15 protein-coding genes are annotated in these 15,213 nt (G+C 60.0%); 3 read left to right on the forward strand and 12 right to left on the reverse strand.

Features of this window, described 5'->3' with window-relative positions; genetic code table 11:
* Positions 1-3: 3 nt before the first annotated feature.
* The 6 genes from ACOQFT_RS16255 to ACOQFT_RS16280 form a co-directional block, all read right to left on the reverse strand.
* Positions 4-1,134 (reverse strand): murein hydrolase activator EnvC family protein, encoded by a 1,131-nt coding sequence (locus tag ACOQFT_RS16255; RefSeq protein WP_421598938.1) that lies wholly within the window; start codon positions 1,132-1,134, stop codon positions 4-6.
* On the reverse strand, positions 1,131-2,648 hold the full coding sequence (gene gpmI, locus ACOQFT_RS16260) for a 2,3-bisphosphoglycerate-independent phosphoglycerate mutase (RefSeq protein WP_421598940.1): 1,518 nt from the start codon (positions 2,646-2,648) through the stop codon (positions 1,131-1,133). The genes ACOQFT_RS16255 and gpmI overlap by 4 nt, the downstream gene beginning before the upstream one ends.
* 97 nt (positions 2,649-2,745) lie before the next feature.
* Positions 2,746-4,425 (reverse strand): sulfatase-like hydrolase/transferase, encoded by a 1,680-nt coding sequence (locus tag ACOQFT_RS16265; protein WP_421598942.1) that lies wholly within the window; start codon positions 4,423-4,425, stop codon positions 2,746-2,748.
* 61 nt (positions 4,426-4,486) lie between these two features.
* Positions 4,487-4,729: a (Na+)-NQR maturation NqrM gene (gene nqrM, locus ACOQFT_RS16270; RefSeq protein WP_170326465.1), complete on the reverse strand. Its 243-nt coding sequence runs from the start codon at positions 4,727-4,729 to the stop codon at positions 4,487-4,489.
* A gap of 15 nt (positions 4,730-4,744) precedes the next feature.
* Complete coding sequence (locus ACOQFT_RS16275; protein WP_421598943.1) at positions 4,745-5,770, reverse strand: FAD:protein FMN transferase; 1,026 nt, start codon at positions 5,768-5,770, stop codon at positions 4,745-4,747.
* A gap of 65 nt (positions 5,771-5,835) precedes the next feature.
* Positions 5,836-6,021: a hypothetical protein gene (locus ACOQFT_RS16280; protein WP_170401628.1), complete on the reverse strand. Its 186-nt coding sequence runs from the start codon at positions 6,019-6,021 to the stop codon at positions 5,836-5,838.
* Positions 6,022-6,145: 124 nt separating this feature from the next.
* Between ACOQFT_RS16280 and ACOQFT_RS16285 the strand changes: the two genes are divergently transcribed.
* The 3 genes from ACOQFT_RS16285 (at position 6,146) to tviB (ending at position 9,066) form a co-directional block, all read left to right on the forward strand.
* On the forward strand, positions 6,146-6,670 hold the full coding sequence (locus ACOQFT_RS16285) for a CBS domain-containing protein (protein WP_421598944.1): 525 nt from the start codon (positions 6,146-6,148) through the stop codon (positions 6,668-6,670).
* Between the two features lie 84 nt (positions 6,671-6,754).
* Complete coding sequence (locus ACOQFT_RS16290) at positions 6,755-7,768, forward strand: GDP-mannose 4,6-dehydratase (RefSeq protein WP_421598945.1); 1,014 nt, start codon at positions 6,755-6,757, stop codon at positions 7,766-7,768.
* 14 nt (positions 7,769-7,782) lie between these two features.
* On the forward strand, positions 7,783-9,066 hold the full coding sequence (gene tviB, locus ACOQFT_RS16295) for a Vi polysaccharide biosynthesis UDP-N-acetylglucosamine C-6 dehydrogenase TviB (RefSeq protein ID WP_421598946.1): 1,284 nt from the start codon (positions 7,783-7,785) through the stop codon (positions 9,064-9,066).
* Between the two features lie 35 nt (positions 9,067-9,101).
* On the opposite strand, the gene nqrF is transcribed toward tviB, so the two are convergent.
* Genes nqrF through ACOQFT_RS16325 form a run of 6 tightly spaced genes read right to left on the reverse strand, consistent with a single transcriptional unit; the run spans position 9,102 to position 14,962 of the window.
* On the reverse strand, positions 9,102-10,325 hold the full coding sequence (nqrF, locus tag ACOQFT_RS16300; protein WP_421598947.1) for an NADH:ubiquinone reductase (Na(+)-transporting) subunit F: 1,224 nt from the start codon (positions 10,323-10,325) through the stop codon (positions 9,102-9,104).
* Between the two features lie 10 nt (positions 10,326-10,335).
* A complete protein-coding gene (nqrE, locus tag ACOQFT_RS16305) occupies positions 10,336-10,944 on the reverse strand; it encodes an NADH:ubiquinone reductase (Na(+)-transporting) subunit E (RefSeq protein ID WP_039526851.1) in 609 nt (202 codons plus the stop codon).
* Positions 10,944-11,597, reverse strand: coding sequence for an NADH:ubiquinone reductase (Na(+)-transporting) subunit D (locus ACOQFT_RS16310; RefSeq protein WP_170326472.1), 654 nt, complete (start codon positions 11,595-11,597; stop codon positions 10,944-10,946). Before ACOQFT_RS16310 ends, nqrE begins: the two co-directional genes overlap by 1 nt.
* The gene (locus tag ACOQFT_RS16315) at positions 11,597-12,412 is read right to left on the reverse strand and encodes a Na(+)-translocating NADH-quinone reductase subunit C (protein ID WP_421598948.1); all 816 of its coding nucleotides are present in this window, start codon (positions 12,410-12,412) and stop codon (positions 11,597-11,599) included. Before ACOQFT_RS16315 ends, ACOQFT_RS16310 begins: the two co-directional genes overlap by 1 nt.
* A complete protein-coding gene (locus ACOQFT_RS16320; RefSeq protein WP_421598949.1) occupies positions 12,405-13,613 on the reverse strand; it encodes an NADH:ubiquinone reductase (Na(+)-transporting) subunit B in 1,209 nt (402 codons plus the stop codon). Before ACOQFT_RS16320 ends, ACOQFT_RS16315 begins: the two co-directional genes overlap by 8 nt.
* A 5-nt stretch (positions 13,614-13,618) precedes the next feature.
* Positions 13,619-14,962, reverse strand: coding sequence for a Na(+)-translocating NADH-quinone reductase subunit A (locus ACOQFT_RS16325; protein WP_421598950.1), 1,344 nt, complete (start codon positions 14,960-14,962; stop codon positions 13,619-13,621).
* Positions 14,963-15,213 lie beyond the last annotated feature (251 nt).

Genomic DNA, 15,213 nt, shown 5'->3' on the forward strand with positions numbered 1-15,213 from the left:
TACTCATCCATCCTTGCTGGTCCGAAACCACGATTCCGGGTCCACGGGGCTGTTATCCTGTCTTACCTCTATATAGAGCGTTTCTGACCGGTCAGTTCCAGTGCCATCACCGCTTGTTGACAAAATAGCGCCGATTTCGGGCGTTTCACCGGGCATCAACCCGACCGGAGTGCCCTCGGGGATCACCTGTCCGGTGTTGCCGTAAACCTCTTGCAGGCCCGAAAACACGAACAAAAGCCCGGGTTGAGGCTCAAGTATCACCAGATTCCCCAAATCCAGCAGCGGTCCGCGATAACGGATCGTGGCGGCTGTCGGCGAAGTCACAATCGCGCGGGGTCGCGTGCCCAGGATCACACCGGGGCGTTTGACACCAGCCGCATCCGTTTCCCCTGCGCGGTGCAGCAGAACGCCCTGCGCGGGCAACGCAATCTCACCCTTGCTATCCGAGATGTCTGCATTGGTTTCAGTGATTTCGCCTTCGGAAATTTCGGACAGGCCGCTGGCAAACCCTTCCAGAGTCTCAGTGGACGAGATCAGGATTGCGGTCCGCACAGGGTCTTCGACAAAACGGCTTGGTAAATCCGTGCGATCAGCGATCGCGGTGCTCAGCCGCGTGCGAGCGGTTTGGACGCCCGTCAGCCCTTCGGTCAGGGTTTCCGCGGCACTCTGTTGCAATTGGCGCAGGGTCTGCACCTCTTGCAGATCATGGGCCAAAGCCTGCGCACGTGCGTTGAGGCCGGGTGTGACTTCGGACAGCATCATCCCAGCCCGGGCTGAGCCCAGCGGCCCCGACGGGTGCAGCATCAGAACCGGCGGGGCGGTCGTTTCGATGGTCTGCAACACCCCAAGCAACTGCGCGATATCCTTTTCGCGGGTGCGCAGCTCGGCGGTCAGCTGTGCCTCGCGCGTGGCGGCGCGGCGCAGGCCCTCGCGCATGGCGGTCAGACCGGCCTCATAGGCCTGAATGGTTTCGGTCAGGGCGCGTACACGATCACGGGCGCTGTCGGCCTCAGTCAATGCGACCGAGGCGTCCTCGAGCATCTGCGCCGCATTCAGCGCGGCTGTGGACGGGTCGGTCTGTGCGTGGACCGGGGCCGCAAACAGCAGCGCCAGAACAAGCGCGCGCATGGTCATGACAGCAGGCTCTTTCCAGTCATTTCCGGCGGCTGTTCCAGACCCATCAGTTGCAACAGGGTTGGTGCCAGATCGGACAGACGCCCGTTGCGCAGAGTGGCACCCTTTGGCCCGCCAACCAATGCAACGGGGACCGGGTTAAGTGTGTGTGCGGTATGCGGCGCGCCGGTTTCCGGATCGACCATCAGCTCGCAATTGCCGTGGTCGGCGGTGACAATCATTGCGCCACCGGCCTTTTTCAGGGCGGCAACCACCTGTGCCAACCCCTGATCCACGGCCTCACAGGCCTTGATTGCCGCCCGCAAATCGCCCGTGTGACCAACCATATCCGGGTTGGCATAGTTGGTGACGATCAGGTCATAGCCCGCCTCGATTACCTCGACGAATTTGGCGGTCACCTCGGCCGAGGACATTTCGGGCTGAAGGTCATAGGTCGCCACCTTGGGCGATTTCGGCATGTAGCGGTCCTCGCCCTCCTCGGGCGTTTCCTTGCCGCCGTTGAGGAAGAATGTGACATGCGGGTATTTCTCGGTCTCGGCCAGGCGGAACTGACGCAGGCCCTGTTTGGCGACCCATTCGCCCAGAGTATTTACGATATCGCGCTTGGGAAACACGGTGGTCATATAGGCATTGTGACCGTCCGAGTATTCGACCATGCCCAATAGCGCAGACAATTGCGGGCGCGGGCCGGTGTCGAAATCTGTAAAACCGGGCTCGCCAATTGCCCGCAGAATCTCTCGCGCACGGTCGGCGCGGAAGTTGAGGCAGAAAACCCCATCGCCGTCTTTCACGCCGTCGAAACCATCCAGAACTGTGGGCACGATAAACTCATCGGTTTCCGACTGGTTGTAGGCATGGTCAATCGCACCATGCGCAGACGCAGCTGTCCGGCCCTGACCCTTGATCATCGCCTCATAAGCCTCGCTGACGCGCTCCCAGCGATTGTCGCGATCCATCGCGAAATAGCGCCCGCTAACGGTGACAATGCGTGCGCCTTCAGGCAGGCGATCTTCCAGCTCGGCGATATAGGTAAATGCCGATTTTGGCGCCACGTCGCGCCCGTCGGTGATCGCGTGCAGTGCGACCGGCACGCCCGCGTCGGTGATCGCTTTGGCCGCCGCAACGATGTGGTTCAGGTGACCATGTACCCCCCCGTCCGACACCAGCCCCATCAGATGCGCCTTGCCACCCACAGCCTTCACCTTGGCAATGAAACCCTGCAAGGCGTCGTTGTCAAAGAACGAGCCGTCCTCGATGGCCAGGTCAATCTGCCCCAGATCCATGGCGACAACGCGGCCCGCACCGATATTGGTGTGGCCGACCTCGGAATTGCCCATCTGACCGCTGGGCAGGCCCACATCCGGCCCGTGGGTGATCAGGGTTGCGTGTGGACCTCCGGCCATGATCGCGTCGAAGGTCGGTGTATTGGCCAGATAAGGCGCGTTGGCCTTGGTGTCCTCGGACAGGCCCCAACCATCAAGAATGCACAGGACAACAGGTTTGGGGGCGGTCATTTCGGCTCTCCGGGTTTCTGCTCTTGGCCCGTCTTGTATCGCCTGACCAACGGCGGGTGAACCGCCTTTTGGCTTGCGCCGGGCAGAATTAATGACGCTAGGGTTTGCCCTTGCTTAGATATTCAGAAAATGGCCGGGCTTTGCGCCCCCGGTATCTGACAGTCAGGTCCAGAGGGGCGTCGTTTTCGTCATATATCCCCAAGACAACCCCTCTGCCCCGGCTTTTCGTGCGCATCTCGATCAGTTGCTGTTCCGACCGGGTGGTGCGTTGCGAGGGGCGGCGGGTCCAGGCAAAGAGGTGGTCGTACATTTCCGCGATGACATTCACGTGGTCGGCACTGTCGCCCAGATCGGCCAACTCGTTTGGATCGTTTTCCAGATCAAACAAGATAGGCCGGTGGCCGCCTTCGCAATGGATCAGCTTCCACTTCTTGTTGGCGACCATGAACATCACCGCATCCCGGACCGAGGCGTTCAGCATGTCGGCGATGGGTGAGGCGGAGTAATCATATTCGCAGATCACCACGTTACGCGGCGTTTCATCCTGCTGCCCATGCAGGATCGGCAGCAGCGAATACCCTTCGAGGATATGAGGGGCGACATCGCCGCCCGCCACGTCCACAAAGGTCGGGGCGAGGTCGATGGATTCGACCAGTGCATCACTGACGGTGCCGCGCGTCGCGTCGGCCTCTGGCGACGGGTCGCAGATGATCAGGGGTATCTTGGTCGAGGCGTCGTGGAAGAAGGTCTTCTCGCCCATCCAGTGGTCGCCCAGAAAGTCGCCGTGATCCGAGGTCAGCACGATCATCGTGTCCTCCATCCGTCCGGCTTTCTCCATCCAGTCGTACAAGCGGCCCATCTGATCGTCGGCCTGTTTGATCAGGCCCATATAGGCGGGGATCACCGCCTCGCGCACGTCCTGACGCGAGAAGGTCTGACCGATTTTCGTGTCCATGAATGCGCGCAGAACCGGGTGGGCGTTCTCACGCTCGGCCTCGGATCGAACGACCGGCAGCACATGTTCGGGGCCATACATCGAGGCATAGGGTTCCGGCACGATATAAGGCCAGTGCGGCTTGATAAAGCTCAGGTGACAGCACCACGGAGCGTCATGGCTTTCCATGAATTCAATGCCACGACCGGTCAGATAGGGGGTTTCGCTGTCTTCTTCGGCGATATTCGCCGCCTCGGACGAGTTTTTCAGGAACCAGCCCGACAATACGTTGCCATCCGCATCCAGCCCGGAATTGGCAAAGTCGTGCCACGGGTTGTCACTGTCATAGCCTTTGTCGGTGAGGTACTTGTTGTAGTTCTTCGCCCCGCCCGGATCATAGAACCCATCCGGCCCTTCGGGGCGCATCCCGTCGTCGCGTTCGAAGACATCGAACCCGCATTCCGCCACGCGGGCGCCGATCAGGCTGTCGGGCTCCAACCCCAGCCGCGCCATCCCCTCGGCATCCGCTTTCATATGGGTTTTACCGACCAGCCAGCAATCCATGCCCGCTTTGCGCAGATGGTCGCCCATGGTGATCTCACCCACCTTCAGCGGGATGCCGTTCCACGAGGCCCCATGCGAATGCACATAGCGCCCCGTATAGGTGGACATTCGCGAACTGCCGCAGATGGGAGATTGGATATAGGCCCGGTCGAACCGCACGCCCCGCGCGGCCAGACGGTCAATATTGGGGGTATGCAGATGCGGATGGCCGTAGCAGCTCAGGTAATCCCAGCGCAGCTGGTCGAATATGATGAACAGGATGTTTTTGGCTTTGGCCATGCGGTACCCCCAGTATTCAGGGACCTAGTTAGCCAATTCCCGGCTTAGGGCGAAGTGCAAATTACGCTTCGGCCTGACGTTCCATCTGCTCCTGCATCTTTCTGGCGCGCTTGCACTGGAGCTTGTCGCGCAGCGGCGAGTTCGGATCGACGTCCTTCTGGCAGACCACGCATTTGTCCGCGCCCGAGATCGCGTTCAGACCACCGCAGCTGCCCTTGATGGTCTTGCCCATCAGCATCACGCCCAGCGACATGCCCACCACAACGAGGGTCAGCAGAATGAAGGCCAGAATAAAGGTGCTCATCGTGGGTCCTACCGGTTAGTTGGCGCCAAGCGCGTCTTTGAATGCGGTGCTGTGTACGGTGATATAGGCTTCTTCGCCGCCTGTCACATCCCGCGAGATGAAATACACGGCAAGTTCATGCTTTTCCGCCAGTTCAAGGCCCTTTTCCTGACCCAGCGCCAGCATCGCCGTGGCCCAGGCATCCGCCATCATCGCGGTTTCCGCCAGAACGGTGACCGATGTGGTCCGGTGCGTGATCGGACGGCCCGTTGTCGGGTCGATGATATGCGAATAGCGCACGCCGTCCTGTTCGAAGAAATTCTTGTAGTCGCCCGAGCTGGCCATGCCCAGATCGCCCACCGATACGATCAACTGCGGGGTCTGCGCACCGGCCTGCGGTTTTTCGATGCCGATCCGCCAGGTTTCGCCCTTGTCGTTCTGACCCTTGGTGACCAGATCGCCGCCAATCTCGACCAGATAGTCCTCGATCCCCGCTTCGCGCAGGGTCTCGGCGACGGCGTCGATTCCAAAACCCTTGGCGATGGCGGACAAATTAATGCCCACACCAGGGACGGATTTCGCCAGTGTGCCCGCCTCGGCATCCAGGGACAGCAACCGGGTTTGGCCGACACCGCTCAGCGCGGCCTCAATATCAGCATCCGAAGGCACCGGGTCTTCCGGCGTGCGCGGGCCAAAGCCCCACAGTTCGATCAGCGGGCCAAGGGTGACGTCGAAAATGCCACCGGTTTTCTCATGCACGTCATTCGCCGCCATCATCACTTGCGCGAACTCGGCGGATACCGGCATCGGATCGGTGCTGGTTGCGGCGGAAAAGGTCGAGACCTCGGAATTCGGGTCCCAGTTCGACATCTTGGCGTTGACCTCGGCCAGAGTTTCCTGAACCGCAGCGGCCAAGGCGTCCTCGTCCAGATCCTCGCCAATGGCGGTGATGTTGAACGTCGTGCCCATCGTTTCGCCCGACAGGCGAACCACTTCGGGCTCCTTGTCGAACAGGCAGCCGGACAGAAGTGTGGCAAAGGCCAGTACAGGCACAAGACGCATGGGGTGGTCTCCGAAAATTCAGTGCCCGGCATATGCCAGCCACCCATGCCGGAGTCAAACCGGCGTCACAGCTTCAGCGGCAAAAAGCCCAGAACCAAAAGGCCGATCCCCGCCGGCACCCCGAACAGCCACGCTCGTTTCTGCCATCCCGGCGCCTGCTGTTTCCACGCCATGCGGAAATTATGGCCGCACACGACCACCGCAAAGAAAATCAACGCGGCCACGGGTGGGGTAAGATACAGCTCGTTCAAAGGCTTAAGGTTCCTCCGCTGGCGAGGGATTCCGCCGATCAGTGCAAATGCACCCTATACAGGTCGTTTAGCTGCGCTAAGGTGAAAGGGAAAGACTTTGCAATAACCATGAAGGAGATTGCCCATGGCCCCAACCTCTTACCAATCGCCATCGCGTGGCGACAAGGCTGACAAGACCACGTACAGCCAATCGACCGAGTCGAACCTGTCGCACTCGCAGACAACCGTGGCCAAGTTGCTGGAAGGTAAAGGGGATGCGGTGTTTTCGGTGCGACCGAACGAGACGATCCATTCCGTGGTCAACACACTCAAGGAAAAGCGGATTGGTGCGGTGCTGGTGACCGACCAGAACGGCACTTTGCAGGGCATCCTGTCCGAGCGCGACATCGTGCGGCGCATGGCGGACACGCCCGGCCAGACCCTGCCACAGGCGGTCGAAGACCTGATGACGCGCGAGGTCAAGACCTGCACGCCGGATGATTATCTGAACGATGTTCTGAAATCCATGACCGAAGGCCGGTTCCGCCATATGCCGGTTCTGCGCGACGGGAACCTTTGCGGCATCATCACCATCGGCGACGTTGTGCATTTCCGCCTGAAAGAGCTGGAATACGAAGCGCTTCGGATGAAGCAGATGATCGTCGGCTAACCGATTTCGCCCAGAAACCCCTTGACCTTGCCCCGGTGACAGTATCCCTGATGCGTCAAAGATTGCGTTAAGGTCGAGGGTTGCATGAAACGGGTTCTGATCACGGGCACGGCGGGATTTATCGGGTTCCATCTGGCAAAGCTGCTGCTGTCCGAAGGGTTCCGCGTGCATGGGTATGACGGGATGACGGATTACTATGACGTCACCCTGAAACAGCGCCGCCACCAGATGCTGTTGCAGTCGCCGGGTTTTTCCGCGACCGAGGATTTGCTGGAAAACCACGAACGCCTGATGCAGGTCGCCGATGAGTTCCAGCCCGAGGTGATCGTCCACCTCGCTGCGCAGGCCGGGGTGCGCTACAGCCTTGAAGACCCGCGCAGCTATGTCAGCTCGAACGTGGTCGGCACTTTCAACGTGATGGAGGCCGCCCGGCAGCATGAGGTCGAGCATCTTTTGATGGCGTCCACCTCCTCGGTTTACGGCGCCAACGAGGTTATGCCCTTTACCGAAGTGGAAAAGGCCGACACCCCCCTGACCATCTACGCCGCGACCAAAAAGGCGAATGAGGCGATGGGCCATTCCTATGCCCATCTGTGGAACCTGCCGACCACGATGTTCCGGTTTTTCACCGTCTACGGAACCTGGGGCCGGCCCGATCTGGCGTTGTACAAGTTTGTGGACGCCATTCTGGATGAGCGACCCATCGACATCTACAACCACGGCGACATGCATCGGGATTTCACCTATGTGGAAGACCTCGTGCGCGGGATCAGGCTGCTGATTGATGTCCCGCCCGCGCGTCCGGCCAGCGCCGAGGAAATCGAGGAAGGCGACAGCCTTTCCCCCGCGGCGCCGTGGCGTGTGGTCAATATCGGCAACGGCGATAAGGTGCGGCTGATGGACTTTGTCGAAGCCATCGAAGAGGCGCTGGGGAAAAAGGCCATCCGCAACTATATGCCGATGCAGATGGGCGACGTGCCGGCGACATGGGCCGACAACGACCTGTTGCAACGGCTGACCGGCTACCGGCCGCAGACGGATTTCAAAGACGGGATCGCACGTTTTGTCGAATGGTTCCGCGACTACCACCAAAAGTGACCCGAGGGGCTGCGATGCTTGAAACCAACCCGAATTCCCGTCGGATCGCTGTCATTGGACTGGGCTATGTTGGCCTGCCGCTGGCCGTGGCCTTCGGCAAGATCGGCCCGGTTGTGGGCTATGATATCAACCCGGACCGGATCGAAGCTTTGCGCGTGGGGCTGGATGCAACGCAAGAGGTCGAGCCGGAAGACCTGACGGCAGCCTCCGGGCTGGTCTTCACAACCGACAGGTCCGACCTGGCCGAATGCGACACGTACATCGTCACGGTCCCTACGCCGATCACAGACGGCAAGCAGCCGGACCTGTCCCCTTTGCTTGCAGCGTCTGAAATGGTCGGCGGGTTGCTGAAGCCGGGTGATCTGGTGATCTATGAATCCACCGTCTATCCCGGCGCGACCGAGGAAGACTGCGTGCCGGTTCTGGAACGCGCATCTGGCCTGACCTTCAACCGCGATTTCTTTGCCGGATACAGCCCCGAGCGGATCAATCCCGGCGACAGGACGCACAGGATATCCGATATCTGCAAGGTGACCTCCGGCTCGACCCCAGAAGTGGCCGATCTGGTGGCCGCGCTCTATGCCCGGATCATCGCGGCGGGCACCCACAAGGCCGAAAGCATCCGCGTGGCCGAGGCCGCAAAGGTGATCGAGAACACGCAGCGCGATCTGAACATTGCGCTGGTCAATGAGCTGGCGATGATCTTTGGCCGTATGGATATCGACACGGACGCCGTTTTGCGCGCCGCCGGTACCAAATGGAACTTCCTGCCCTTCCGGCCCGGTCTGGTTGGCGGGCACTGTATCGGTGTCGATCCCTATTACCTGACCCACAAGGCCGAGGCCGTCGGCCATCACCCCCAGATCATTCTGGCCGGGCGGCGGTTGAATGACAGCATGGGCAGCTATGTGGTTTCACAATTGGTCAAGCGGATGATGCGCGACGGGATCAACGTGGGCGCGGCGCGGGTCTTGGTGATGGGGCTGACCTTCAAGGAAAACTGCCCGGACCTGCGCAATACGCGCGTCGTTGATATCATCGAAGAGCTGCAGGATTACGGCGTTACCGTGGACGTCTATGACCCTCATGCCGATCCGCGCGCCGCCGAGGCCGAGTATGGGATATCACTGATCGATGACCCCCAGAACGCCACCTATGATGGCGTGGTGCTGGCGGTGGCGCATCGGGAATTTCTGGACCTCGATCCTGCGCAGGTGCGCGCCTACGGCAAAGGTCAGAGCGTCGTGTTCGACGTCAAATCCTGCCTTCCCAAAGAAGCCAGCGACCTGCGCCTGTAAAAAAACCGGCGCGTGGTGCGCCGGTTCTTTGTTCCTTACCCGCCGAAATCGTCGAGCATGATGTCTTCGCGGTCCACGCCCAAATCCAGCAGCATGTTGATGACCGACTGGTTCATGATCGGCGGGCCACACATGTAGAACTCGCAATCCTCGGGCGCGGGATGGTTCTTGAGGTATTCTTCGAACAGGACATTGTGGATGAAGCCGGTATAGCCTTTCCAATCGTCCTCGGGCTGCGCATCCGACAGGGCGACGTGCCATTCGAAATTGTCGAATTCCTTGGCCAGGGTGTCGAAATCCTCGACAAAGAACATCTCTTTCTTCGAGCGCGCACCGTACCAGAAGCTGATCTTGCGATCGCGGTTTTCCAGGCGCTTGAGCTGGTCAAAGATGTGGCTGCGCATCGGCGCCATACCGGCGCCACCACCGATGAATACCATCTCTTTCTGGGTCTCGCGGGCGAAGAATTCGCCAAACGGACCCGAGATCGTGACCTTGTCGCCCGGCTTCAGGTTAAAGATGTACGACGACATCTGACCCGGAGGGATGCCCTCGGACCCCGGAGGCGGTGAGGCCACGCGGACGTTCAGCATGATCATGCCTTTTTCGTCCGGATAGTTGGCCATCGAATAGGCGCGTTCGATCGGTTCGTTCACAACCGATTCATACTGCCACAGATTGAAGCGATCCCAGTCCTCGCGGTATTCCTCTTCCACGTCGAAATCGGTGTATTTCAGCGCATGCGCGGGGGCTTCGATCTGGATGTAGCCACCGGCGCGGAAATTCACATCCTCGCCCTCGGGCAGGTCCAGCGTCAGCGCCTTGATGAAGGTCGCGACGTTCTCGTTCGAGCGAACGGTGCATTCCCACTTCTTGACGCCAAAGACCTCTTCGGGAACTTCGATATCCATGTCCTGCTTGACCGCAACCTGACAGGACAGACGGTCGCCGCAAGACGCTTCGCGCTTGGTGATGTGGCTTTCCTCGGTCGGCAGGATCGAGCCGCCGCCGGAATGCACTTTCACCCGGCATTGCGCGCAGGTGCCGCCACCGCCGCAGGCGGAGGGGACGAACAGTTTCTCGGCCGCCAACGTCTGCAGCAGCTTGCCGCCTGCGGGCACCGAGATGGTTTTCTCACCGTTGATGGTGATGTTGACATTGCCGGTCGAGACCAGACGCGAGCGCGCGGCCATGATGATGGCGACCAGCGCCAGAACGATCAGCGTGAAAAGGATTACGCCAAGGCTAAACGTTTCCATGGGCCCCTCCTTACAGTTTCACGCCCGAGAAGGACATGAAGGCCATCGCCATCAGCCCCGCGGTGATGAAGGTGATGCCCAGACCTTGCAGCCCGTCGGGAATGTCCGAGTATTTCAGCTTTTCCCGAACCCCGGCCATCGCGGTGATTGCCAGAGCCCAGCCAAAGCCGGAGGACAGGCCATAGGTGGTGGCCTCGGCAAAGTTGTAGTCACGTTCCACCATGAACAGCGAACCACCCAGAATGGCGCAGTTCACCGTGATCAGCGGCAGGAAGATCCCCAGAGCGTTGTAGAGCGGCGGGAAATACTTGTCCAAAACCATCTCGAGGATCTGAACCATCGCCGCGATCACGCCGATATACGAGATCAGGCCAAGGAAGGTCAGGTCCACATCCGGGAACCCGGCCCAGGCCAGCGCGCCCGGCTTCAGCAGATAGTTCAGCAGCAGGTTGTTGGCAGGCACAGTGATCGCCTGAACGACCATGACCGAGATGCCCAGACCCAGCGCGGTCGAAATCTTTTTCGACACGGCGATGAAGGTACACATCCCCAGGAAGAAGCTGAGCGCAAGGTTTTCGACAAAGATGGCCTTTACGGCCAGAGAAATCAGACCTTCCATCAGTGGGCCTCTACCTGCTGAATTTTGTATTCACGTTCTTCCACCTGGTTCGGCTTCCATGTGCGGAAGGCCCAGATGATCAGACCGATGATGAAGAACGCCGACGGCGGCAGCAGCAGCATGCCGTTGGGCACATACCAGCCACCGTTGTTGATGGTCTCCAGAATGGTGACACCGAACAGCGACCCGGCGCCGAACAACTCACGAATGAAGCCAACCAGCATCAGGATCAGGCCATAGCCCATACCGTTGCCGACACCGTCGATGAAGGACGCCATCGGCGGGTTCTTCATCGCAAACGCCTCGGCGCGGCCCATCACGATACAGTTGGTGATGATCAGGCCGACGAAAACCGACAGGGTTTTCGAAATCTCAAAGGCATAGGCCTTGAGAACCTGATCCACCAGGATCACCAGCGAGGCGATAATCACCATCTGCACGATGATCCGAATCGAGCCCGGGATCTGGTTGCGCAGGATCGAGATGAACATCGACGAGAAAGCGGTCACGAAGGTCACCGCCAACGCCATCACAAAGGCCACCTGCAGCGACGAGGTCACCGCCAGTGCGGAACAGATACCCAGAACCTGCAGCGTGATCGGGTTGTTGTCGACAAGCGGGTCGACCAGCATCTCTTTCTTGGTCTGAGACATCAGAGTTCTCCTGCTTGCAGTTTGGCCAGGAACGGAGCGTAGCCCGCGTCACCCATCCAGAATTTCACCAGGTTATCGACACCCACGGACGTCAGCGTGGCCCCTGCCAGCGCATCGACGTAGAAATCAGGCCCGGCTGCCGGTTGCGATTTGGCGACGGTGATCTGCAGATCGCCAGCCTCATCGCGCAGCTTCTTGCCGCTCCACAGCGCTTTCCAGCGCGGGTTGTCCACCTCGGCGCCGAGGCCCGGGGTCTCTCCGTGCTGATAGAACTGCAGGCCGTAGATGTCGTTGCCGTTGTTTTCCAGTGCGATAAAGCCGTAGAGAGTGGACCACAGGCCATAACCGTGCAGCGGCAGGATCACCTTGTCCAGCGCGCCCGCATCGTCGCGCAACAGGTAGATCACGCGGTACTTGGCCTTGCGGCCGATCCCTGCCGGGTCATCATCCAGTGCGACGCTCAGTTCGGGGTCGCTGGCAGCAGCGATGTCGTCGAACGTAGCCGGGTCGAACTGATCATCGGCGAAGTCACCGGTGGACAGCTCCAGCACATGCGGCTCGAACGCGGCGAAGGCTTCGGAGACGTCGATGCCGGGCTCATAAACGCCCGCCACCTGCAGAACGTTCACCTGCTTGTCCTTCAGCGCGTTGGCTTCCTGCACCGGGCGCAGGCTGACCGCAGCGGCGGACACAACCATCGAGGCCACAAGGCAGACGGCCACGGCGATGAAGATCGTCTTGCCAACCGAATCCGGCGAGGCCGCCAGAAACTTGGCAATCGCGCCCTTGGGTTCTTGGGATTGCGTATCAGACATGGCGACGCGCCCTCCGTTTGATGTTGGCCTGAACGACGAAATAGTCGATCAGCGGTGCAAAGACGTTGCCGAACAGGATGGCCAGCATCATGCCTTCGGGGAAAGCCGGGTTGAGGACGCGGATCAGAACAACCATGACACCGATCAGCGCACCATAGATATAGCGGCCCAGATTGGTGTGGCTTGCGGATACCGGTTCGGTGACCATGAAGGCCAGACCGAACGCATAGCCGCCCAACACAACATGCCAGTACCACGGCATCGCAAACATCGGGTTGGTGTTCGACCCGATCAGATTCAGCAGCCAGGTGAACACGATCGTCCCGGCCAGACAGCCCACGATCAGGCGGTAGTTGGCAATCTTGGTCATCAGCAGGAAGGCCAGACCGATGATACAGGCCAGCGTTGAGGTCTCGCCAAAGCTGCCCTGAATGGTGCCGTAGAAGGCGCTCCACCAGGTGATACCCTCGGCGGCCAGCGCCTGCATCCCGTCAGCCGCAGAAACGGCCAGCGCCGTTGCGCCCGAGAACCCGTCAACCGGGGTCCAGACTGCATCACCTGACATCTGCGCCGGATAGGCGAAGTACAGGAACGCCCGGCCCACCAGCGCGGGGTTGAGGAAGTTCTTGCCGGTGCCGCCAAACACCTCTTTGCCGATCACAACGCCGAAGATGATGCCCAATGCCACCTGCCACAGGGGTGTGGTGGCCGGCATGATCAGCGTGTATAGCATTGAGGTCACAAGGAAACCTTCGTTTACCTCGTGCCCGCGTACGGTGGCGAAGATGACCTCGAAAATACCACCTGCGACTAGCGTCACGATATAGATCGGCAGGAAGTAGAGCAGCCCGTGCATGACATTGGCAAAGATGCTGGACGAGTCCAGAGAAATGCCGAACATCTGCAACAGGGCAATCCGCCAACCAGTGGCGGCATCCGCGCCCATGGCAGCGATCGCCGAGTTCGCCTGATAGCCGGTGTTCCACATCCCCCACAGTATGCACGGGATCGTTGCGATCACGACGTAAGTCATGATTCGCTTCATATCCACATATGACCGCGCGTGTGGCGCGACGGTGGTTACGGTTTTCGGAGTGTAAATGAAGCTTTCGACCATCTCGTAGATGGGGAAAAGCTTCTCGTACTTGCCGCCCTTGGTAAAGTTCGGCTCGATCCGGTCAAAGAAGTTGCGCAAACCCATTCGGATTAGCCCTCCTTTTCAATTTTGGTCAGACAGTCGCGCAGCGCCAGCCCGTATTCATATTTTGCCGGACAGGCAAAGCCGACAAGGCCCAGATCCTCTTCGTCCAGCTCCAGCGCACCCAGTGCCTGAGCGGTATCGGTGTCCATCACCAGCAGCGCCCGCAGCAGCTGTGTCGGCAGATAATCCTGCGGCATCAGCTCTTCGAACGTGCCCGTGGGGACCATCGCCCGGCGGCCACCGTTCAGGTTGCTGGTCAGTTTGTACAGCTTGCGCGCAAAGGCCGAGCCCAGCACCGGCTGGACCGCAAATTTCGAGGGCATCGGAAGAATCCAACCCATCGTGATCTGATCGTGATCCTCACGAATGATGCTGATCTGACGGGCGAAGCGCCCCAGATAGGCGGTCGGACCGTCGGCCTGCGTTCCGGACAGGATCGAGCCCGAAATGATCCGGGCGGTGCCGTCCACATCGACCTCATCGCGGGTCAGATCACCGGTCGAGGCGCCCATCACGGTGCGGATCAGACGCGGTTGCCGCGCGCCGGGGCCGCTGAGGGCAATCACAATGTTGGGGTCCAGGTGCCCGGTTTGGAACAGCCGGCCAATGGCGATCACGTCCTGATAACCGATGGTCCAGACCTGCTTGTCGCCTACCAGCGGCTCGAGGAAGTGGATGTGCGTGCCAGCCAGACCTGCGGGGTGCGGGCCCGAGAAGGCCGCGGCCTCAACACCCGCCACATCCGCGCCCGGAATGGCATCGCCTTCCTTGTGGCACAAATAGGTCTTGCCGTCGGTCAGCTTGGAAATCACATCCAGACCCGCAGCAAACGCCTCACCCGCATCGGCAATGATCACGGCCGCGTCGGCCGCAAGCGGTTCGCTATCCATCGCGGTCACGAAAATCGCCGCCGGTTTGGTGCCCGGCACAGGCATCTTGGAATAGGGGCGCGTGCGGAAAGCCGTCCACAGACCCGCCGTGCACAACTTCTCGGCCACACCTTCGGCACTGTCACCGTTGCCGACGCCCGAGAAATCAACACCCGTGTCGTTCGGGTCCGAAACTTCGATCACGACGCTCTGCAGCACGCGGCGGGCGCCACGGTTGATGGCGACGACCTTACCGCTGAGCGGCGCAACCATCATCGCCTCGGGTACATCCTTGTGGCAAAACAGCGGTGTTCCACGCTGGACCGCATCACCTTCCTGAACCAGCATACGCGGTTTCAGGCCGAGGTAATCGCCCCCCAACACTCCGACAGTTTTGAATTCCGGTCCCGGATGGATGGTTTGTTCCGGTGCGCCCTGCACCGGCAACTCCAACCCTTTTTTCAGTTTGAAAGTTTGCATGTCGCTACTGTCTTCCAAGCCTCTTTACCTGCGCCAGCCATGCCGACACCTTTTCAGGGTCAGACAATAACGCGGGATTTCCAAACCGTCGTCGCAAAAGCGTCGAAATGCGTCCGAATTCCGCGGGCGTAATTCTGATTGTGGCCCCTTTACGCGGGGATGATGCTAAAAGCAAACCTGTTACCGTCAAAACTGCACTTTGAATGGCACTTTCCGCGGAAGATTTACGTTTTGTCGCAGCTCAATTTGCG

It is taken from the genome of Ruegeria sp. MALMAid1280, assembly GCF_049195285.1.
Taxonomy (GTDB): Bacteria; Pseudomonadota; Alphaproteobacteria; order Rhodobacterales; family Rhodobacteraceae; genus Ruegeria.